3 protein-coding genes and 4 pseudogenes are annotated in these 7,644 nt (G+C 54.8%); 3 read left to right on the forward strand and 4 right to left on the reverse strand.

All coding sequences use genetic code 11. The annotated features are described in order from the left end of the window. Positions 1-9 precede the first annotated feature (9 nt). Together RH831_RS11825 and RH831_RS11920 are read left to right on the forward strand one after the other, a co-directional pair. A complete protein-coding gene (locus RH831_RS11825) occupies positions 10-2,388 on the forward strand; it encodes a hypothetical protein (RefSeq protein WP_050049421.1) in 2,379 nt (792 codons plus the stop codon). A gap of 5 nt (positions 2,389-2,393) precedes the next feature. Next, a pseudogene (locus RH831_RS11920) lies at positions 2,394-2,783 on the forward strand (HAD-IC family P-type ATPase); the annotation flags it as partial. A 26-nt stretch (positions 2,784-2,809) separates the two neighbouring features. Here the strand turns inward: RH831_RS11920 and RH831_RS11835 are convergent. The 3 genes and pseudogenes from RH831_RS11835 to RH831_RS11845 form a co-directional block, all read right to left on the reverse strand. Next, on the reverse strand, positions 2,810-4,075 hold the full coding sequence (locus tag RH831_RS11835) for a phage integrase SAM-like domain-containing protein (protein ID WP_050049420.1): 1,266 nt from the start codon (positions 4,073-4,075) through the stop codon (positions 2,810-2,812). Positions 4,076-4,525: 450 nt separating this feature from the next. Then, complete coding sequence (locus RH831_RS11840) at positions 4,526-6,202, reverse strand: transposase (protein ID WP_310554361.1); 1,677 nt, start codon at positions 6,200-6,202, stop codon at positions 4,526-4,528. A gap of 280 nt (positions 6,203-6,482) precedes the next feature. Beyond that, positions 6,483-6,614: pseudogene (locus tag RH831_RS11845) on the reverse strand (IS5/IS1182 family transposase); the annotation flags it as partial. On the opposite strand from RH831_RS11845, the pseudogene RH831_RS11850 reads away from it, so the two are divergent. Beyond that, positions 6,581-6,706, forward strand: a pseudogene (locus RH831_RS11850) (IS5/IS1182 family transposase); the annotation flags it as partial. The pseudogenes RH831_RS11845 and RH831_RS11850 sit on opposite strands and share 34 nt — an antisense overlap. Before the next feature lie 296 nt (positions 6,707-7,002). Here the strand turns inward: RH831_RS11850 and RH831_RS11855 are convergent. Continuing rightward, a pseudogene (locus tag RH831_RS11855) lies at positions 7,003-7,558 on the reverse strand (IS5/IS1182 family transposase); the annotation flags it as partial. Positions 7,559-7,644 lie beyond the last annotated feature (86 nt).

A 7,644-nucleotide genomic window follows, 5' to 3' on the forward strand; every position in this document is an offset into this window, starting at 1 on the left:
CCGATAAGAATGGCATCGACCGGGTTGAGCGAGGTCTTCGACGATTCCGAGTTCTGGTACAAGCTTGATGTTGACTATGAGGATGCAAGTCAACAGGCCGACTCTGGGGACGATGCCGACAGTGACGACGATCAGAGTCTCGCTGATGTTTTACTGAATGAATTTGTCAAACGGAAGCGACACATTATAGAAGAAGAATACGAGACGGTCGAGGCATTTAATCAGTCGATCAAGGATGCCGGGGATGCCGAGAATCGGTTGATGAAACTTTATACGAAGTATCTCTGGGCACAGAAGAAGGATGGGGAAGAATTTGAATCGGACAGAAGTGCCGATGAGAAGATCGAATCGATTTCTGAGGAGCACGATGTGATTCTGGAGCAGGTGGACGAAGCGTATCGTGTTCTTTGGCCAAGTCACGATACGATTGACGTTGAAATCGATGAAGACTCCAACGAGGTCATCGGACGGAAATATCTGCGGGCGAAACCGGTTATCATCAAGAAATCAGATAATGGATTTGAGGTACGCGGGCGGGCACAGGACAAAAAGACACTTTTGGGCGATTTACGAGCGGACGAAGAGGTCGATGAAAAGCAACCCGAACAGGTGTCTGAATCGATTGCTGAGAAGATTGAGGAGTTGCTAACTACGGAAAACCAGTTCTTCAAGATCACCGGGATGGAGTTCTCGGAATCGGAACTCCCTGGAAACTCACAGATTGAGGTGAAAAACGAGTCGTCGATTTACAATGACGTTAAAACCCTCAAAGAGGTCGGCCTGATCTCCCTCGAAGGTATGTCTGAAATCAGGAAATTATACCTACAGGACAAGGAAACAGGGAATAATTTCAGGATCACAGTGAAACATCGTGACCAAGGGTTTGAATTTGAGCTGGTCGCGCCGCGAAAACTCGACTCGGAACGAGATCGGTTCAAACAGAATTTCGTTTCTGCAACCGACATAGCATTCGACAAGCTGTACGATTACAGTTCTCAAGCTGATGAACGATTCCTCGTGAACCGTATTCTGGCAGAAAGCGCGGATGCGTATACCAAATACTATGAAGAACTCGGGAGCGAGGCCCAAGATTTGGTTGATGACCTGATCGAGACTTCTGAGGAGACCCGTAAAATCTGCCGGAGTTGCTCAAATCAGGTGGAAACAGACGAGGATGAATGTGAAGAGTGCGGCAATGACGACTTTTTCGAGCCCGTCGAACGCCTAGTAGTTGATGTAGATGAAGACAAAGCGTTCGACCTGCTGTTCGAGGAATTAGAGGACTGTTCTCCAAGCCATGATAAATTGAGCATCCAAGAGTGGCAGGTTGATCGGGATCACTTTGGATCAGGCGAGTCGAAAAGGCCCATTGGCCTAGCATCGTTCCATGGTCTCGATATTGAAGGTGACGTGAGTACCACGTCGTATGGCGAGATCTACTTCGTCTCCCTCGGAAACCAGCGTCGGCCTAGGCAACTTGACGACTATCTGCTGGAATCAGTACTCATCACGTTCGGCGGATCACGGACAACCCAGCAGGAGGGTTTCGGCCATCTCAGCCTGTATGATCTTCTCCTTGACGACGATGTGAACACGGATGATGCAGTGGGTGAAGCGGTATACACCGCTCTGATTGGGGTTCAGGAACGGGTGTTTCGAAAATCGCGAGAGGCTAGATCGACAGGATCGAGGCTTTTGCGGCAGATGGATAGTTTCGATAGCATCTCCGATCACCGGGAAGAGTTAGCTGACATCTACAAACGAAACAAGTTCGAAAAACACGTTTTCTATCTCCTGAAGAGCATTTTCTCATTCTCCGAACGGATGGGTAAAGAGGGTAAACGCGAACCAGATAGCGTTCTCATTAGCCCATTACCAGATGGTAACAGCTACTACGTGGCGACTGGTGACGCGAAGCTTTCCTACAAGGATGACGGATATGATCTAAATTCGAGCGAGGAGGATAAGGCTACACGATATATTTTGGCTGCCGCGCAGAACGAGCGAATCCTTAACAAAACTGATGACACCGGGCCAAGTGCACACATCTTCATCTCACAGAATTTCAAGCACACCCAGTTTGAGAGGGTAAGCGAAAACATCCGCGAAAATCTCCAAAAGGCCGATCAGGAACGCGTTGACGACATTCAAGTGGTGTTCATGGAGTTTGAAGCCTTGCTTGACTTGTTCAAATTTTTCGAGAGCTACTGGCGGCATATGCATGACCCACGGATCAGAGGAAAGCTACACGAATTCACGATCGAAGCGTTAAGCGGCGATACCGACTATGTCCACTTCGATTCCGAGTCTGTATCTGATATACGAGAGAAATTGCTCGACAGGGTTAGCACGCTTCCCGATTCGTCCATCTCTCGATATTCAGAGTGAGCTTGGACGAGGGCCACCGCGTGGCGATGGTCGGCGACGGAATCAACGATGCCCCCGCACTCACGCAGGCGGATATCGGGATCGCCATCGGCGCGGGAACAGATATCGCCATCGAGTCAGCGGATATCGTCCTGATTGGCAACCGGCTCGGCGGCGTGGTGGACGCCTACGAGATCGGAACGGAGAGCTACCGGAAGACCCGCCAGAATCTCGCGACAGCCTTCGCGTTTAACGGCGTCGGCGTCGCCGCCGCAACGATCGGACTCGTTCACCCAGTGTTCGCAATGCTCGCGATGTTGCTGTCCGTCTCGGCCGTCCTCGCCAACAGCTTCGCTGGCCAGTTTCGCTCAATAGAGAGCGTTAGCACCGAGTTCGCCATCGACGAACGCACGGACGTCGAAGTTCGAGACGGCCGAATAAATCAGTCTTCTACCCGCGACGCAACAGTCGTCGAGCCATCGATTTCGGCAAGTGCTTCGGTCGCAACGTCACCCAGCTCGCCGGCCTCGATATGGGAGTACCGTTCGCGGACCATTTCCTCCGAGTTGTCAAGATACCGGGCAGCGACCGTGTACCCGAACGCGCGGACAAGGACTTCACCCATCCCGCGTCGACCGCCGTGGGGTGCGAGATAGTCGTGCTTCGGATGGTCGATATCGATCTCCGCAGCTTCTGAAAGTCGCTGGAGAATCGACCGTGCTCCATCCGTCGTGATCGACGGCGGCCGAACGTCCTCGTCGAGCGCCAGCAAGAGGTCACGCGCGCATTCTTCACGTCGCTCGTCGATCGCATCCGGGCGTTCCCCTCGGTCAGCCAGCTTATCCTGCACGAGTGTTGCAAGCGTCCGTTGGTCGAACGTCGGGAACACCGGCCAGCGTTCCGTCGGTGGATCCATCAGCTTTCGATAGCTCCGAAGTGGAGCGATCACCGGATCAGGGAGGCTCGCTGCGTCCCACTGCTGTTTCTTCCGGTAGACATCCATACTCCCGTCGTCGATCGAGAGGTCCTCCCACCTGACCCCGCGCCGGCGCGGGTCGTTCGGGTCCCGAAGGAGTTCGCCAACCCGGACAGCTGTGTACGCAAGGACGAACACAAAGGCGCGGTCACGGGCCGTCTTCAGCGCCGTGTAGCGCGCTCGCTGTCTGTCGAGGGGGTCGGTATCTTCGGGGATTGTCGTGTACGTCTCGATGGCGTCACGGGCTCGCTCGTCGACGTGCCGGGTGAGGGCGTGCCGCTGCTCGGATGTCCAGGCCTGCTGGTCGCCGGGCTTGCGGCCGTCGTCTTCGGGAAGTGGAGCCATCGCACTCGCCCGCTGAGCGTAGTGCGCCTCGAGGTAGCCCTCGTTGACGCACCAGCCACACCACGCAGAGATATAGCGGTAATAGGTTTGTACCGTGTTCTGCTTGAGTCCCCGATCTCCGCTGAGATGCCGGGCGTACTCCCGGAAGACGCGTTCGTCGAGGTCCTCGAATGTCGGCTCTCGGTCGACGTCATTGGCGTCATTGGGGACGATCCCTGTCCAGTCGTCATCACCGCGGTCGCCGGCAGCCCACTTGGCAAACCGCTCGAGTTCGCGCGCAGCGTTCCGTCGGTAGTTCCCGCCGTCGCTACCGCGGCCTTTCCCCTTGTCCTGGAGGTAGCGCTCGAAGCTGTCGGCGAGCGGCGTAGAGAGTGCCCGGTCAGGCATCCACCGGCCCTCCACCGTCCTGTGGGCCCGATCTCGGTGGCTCTACCCCGGGGGAAGCGTCATCGTGAGGCGGTTGCAGCATTCGTGCTTCACCGACGGCGTCGGGGTACTTCAAAGTGGCCGTGATTATCGAGGTAATCACGACCAGCTGGAAAATTTGTTTTATCCACCAAATTCCACTATTTCAAGCGTTCTATTGCCGATTTGCTACTAATTATCTCGTCATAAAGTGTATATCGCTATATGGAATCTAACTCTATGGAAGTTGAGACTACAGCGGGTTTAGCAGGGCTCTGATGCGTGAATTTGACTGATTCGGTCAGCGGGTACTGCCCCAGATGGCCCTCAAAGCGGCTATTCTTGTCATCCACCCAACAATATGGACAAATTTTCGAGACTTCCAGCAGCGTAGCCACTCAGACGGCACGCTAACCCGAACAGAGTTCCTCACTACCCGATTCCAGTTTCCTTCTTCAGCAGCGTCAGCGTGTTGTCCGCTGTAATCACCGGTGAGTGCTCATACTCGCCAGTCAACTCGGCTTGGACGAGTAGATCGACAGCCCGCCAGATTGAGTAGAGGAGACAGGCGAATGCGAAGTAAAAGAACCGGAGCCCGAAATCTTTCGAGGTCGTCGCAGCCATGAACCGCTTAATCGATTTGTACCCGCTCTCGATCTCCCAGCGGTGGCCGTATTCCGTGAGGTGTCCGCTCCCTCGATTCGTCATGAACACCGAGTACTGCCGGTGATCCTCGTGCTCAGTGTTCTCTTTCCGGCGGTAGATCAGCGTCGTCTCGTGCCATTCGTTCTTCCCGAGGTGGAGCTTCCGGTCGGTCTCGTATCGATCCCGATCTCGTTGGAGCAACCGCTTGGCCTGGGCTTTCTCGCTGGTCTGCATCCGCTTGGGAACGACGTACGACAGGCCACGCTGGCTGAGCATCTCCAGGACGTGCTGACTGTCGAACTCTCGGTCCATCAGCACGTTATCAACGTGTACCATCTCCTCAGCAGAATCCAAGAGATCCTTGACGATTTCCAAGCGGGACTCACCCTTCCGAACTGGCCGTGCGTCTATCACAATCGGCACTGCATTCCCAACTAACTGGACGGTGGCCCACTGGTAGGCGTACTCGTCAGTTTTCTCCTTCGTGCCGATGATTTCGTCTTCGTGGCCCGTTCTATCACCAGTGAAGGGGTCTGCTTCGGTGATATCGATGGCGATGATTCCGGCTCGGAAGAACTCCTCTGTCTCCACGACTTCGCTCAGGAGCCTGTTGACGGCCTGTCGGTACATCTCGCGAATCTCCACGATGGAGAGGTCACGAATGTGTTCTCGATGGGAGTGACCTAACGGCGTTCGCTCACGAGTCGACTCGTAGGTGAAACTACGAGCGCCCTCGTTAGCAGCCAGCCGCTCGCGAAGTCCGAGATACGTCTGTAAGTCCCAGTACGCGTTCTCGTGAATCTCACAGCCCTCACCTCGATCCAGTGAGAACGCCGGGAAGACGACGTGACTGACGTGCTCCGTAACGGTTGCCGCTTCGTCAAGGACAGCTTGCTCGTCCAGATCTGATTCGTCCTCTTCGTCACCGTGAGATGGGAGGTGCCGTTCTGGTTCGCGCGGAACGGCGACATCTGCGTTCTGGGCTTTAACAAGTATGGTCCGCGCAGCTGTCTCGACTGTACCACGAAGCTCGGCAGTGAACCGTTCGTGCCAACTGCGCCATAGCGTCGACTGGTTCGGTAGACTCTCCAAGCCTAACTGCTCGCGGAGTGCCGGGCGACACTCGAGATACTCGATCAGCGCTGTTTCGTGCTCCCACCCGTGGAGTTCCTTCAGCAAGAACACACGAAAGAGCGTGTCCATCTCGTAGCGAGTTGGCCCCGCGTAGCGGTCGTGAGCGTGGAATTCGAAATACGCCAGCGGAAGTGCACAGACGAAGTTCTCAATCGACTCGTGGCGGTCATGTTTAAACCAGGTCTGCGAGACGATCCGGATATCCGACTCTAGTCCGTCGAGCGAGCTTCGCTCGTACAGCGGCGTCGCACCGTACACTGGCCAGTCAGCGTGTGGTCGGCGGGCAATCCGTCGAAAAACACTCCGGCGAGACTCACGAGTCGGTGCCACTACGAGACGCTGAACACGACTCGCTCAAAAACGCCGCTCTCTCGATGGACCGTACTGATCGATCGATTCTCCCTCGGGGTATTCACAATCGTTGGTTCTGTATCACGTGGTTCGTCGTCGGGGACTTCTTTCAGGATAGCGTAGAAGCGCCAGAAATGATCGTCTTTGGCGAGGCTCATATCGTCCCGTCAGACACCTTCAGCAGGCTCGCGATGATCGATGCAATGTATCACTTGGGCCTGTCGGATAGCCCCTACAGGAGCCTGTCATAGAATCCATCTCATAGCTTCTCACAGCCCGGATTGGTCCCTCGTTCGTAGTTGGTGATTGCGACGACGAGCCGGAGGCAGAGCGCAACGAACACCTCTGTTCGTGCGTGGACGCGGCCTCGGGCGCGGACGTGCCCGAGCGCAAGTGTTCCTCGCGCTGTGTCTTCGCCTCATCGTTGCAATCACCAACTACGAACGCGGAGACAATCCGGGAAGCACGATCATCACGGTGTGAGAAGAGTTCTATGCCACCATCAAACTTATTATAGATGACAGGAAACACGGTAGGATGGGTCTAAAAAGACAGGCTCTCTTCGAGTCAGCCACGAGTTCAAGCGTTCATCGATGACCACAGCAAGGCTTGGGCATGATTCTCTGACACGCTAACACTCTCTATATTCAGCGCCGAGTGTCGATTGTATCACTATATTTATCAAACGACCAGGGCAATTATTCACCAGCTTTCATACCGGAATTAGTCCATATTATTTTCTGTCCTGTACTGGATAAAGAAACTGTATTTGCAACAACTGTTAGCCTGTGTGAACTCTGCTGCGATCGGGATCTTTGCGCCGGTCGAGACGATCGTACAGCCGAAGCCGTAGTAGTACTCCTCGGCTGTTGGATCGAAGTTCCACGAGGCGGCGTCGTTGTGTTGGATCGCTTCGACGTGGGTCGAATCGATCGAGTACGTCAAGTCGAGCAGGCCGCGGGCGGCGGCTTGCTCGACGAGCCTGTCGAAGATATCGTTGATAACGTGTTCGAGATCGGTGAGGAAGCGATCAACAGTGTCTCTGGATGGCGGTTTGTCGAGTCCACAGTAGTACCAGACAAGGCTGTGCTGGAGTTCTCGTGTGACCGGGCGTGTGCCGTAGACATCCTCGTAGTAGCAGTGCAGAAAGCCGCAAAAGAGGTCTGGTGGTTTGTGAACTCGTGTTCGCCCCCGGCGAGCGGGGGCGAACACTTCGTACTCCAGTAGAAACTCAAAGTCAAGATGTTCAAACAGCGGAACCGTCTCGGTAGCCGCTGCATTCAAGAACTCGTTGACCGAAACTTCGTTTTGCAGGGCTTTGGAGCTGGTAGACACAGTCTCCAAACCCTGCTGCTTCGCACGTGACGCTTTCTATGACAGGCTCATGATACCAAAAAAGAGTCCAACCTCGTACGAAGAGT

Source organism: Halodesulfurarchaeum sp. HSR-GB (genome assembly GCF_031432215.1).
Lineage (GTDB): Archaea > Halobacteriota > Halobacteria > Halobacteriales > Halobacteriaceae > Halodesulfurarchaeum.

What these genes read in the sequence shown, in the direction of transcription:
- RH831_RS11825 (WP_050049421.1), top strand. Translation starts at nt 10, where the DNA reads ATGGCATCGACCGGGTTGAGCGAGGTCTTCGACGATTCCGAGTTCTGG.
- RH831_RS11835 (WP_050049420.1), bottom strand. Translation starts at nt 4,075, where the DNA reads ATGCCTGACCGGGCACTCTCTACGCCGCTCGCCGACAGCTTCGAGCGC.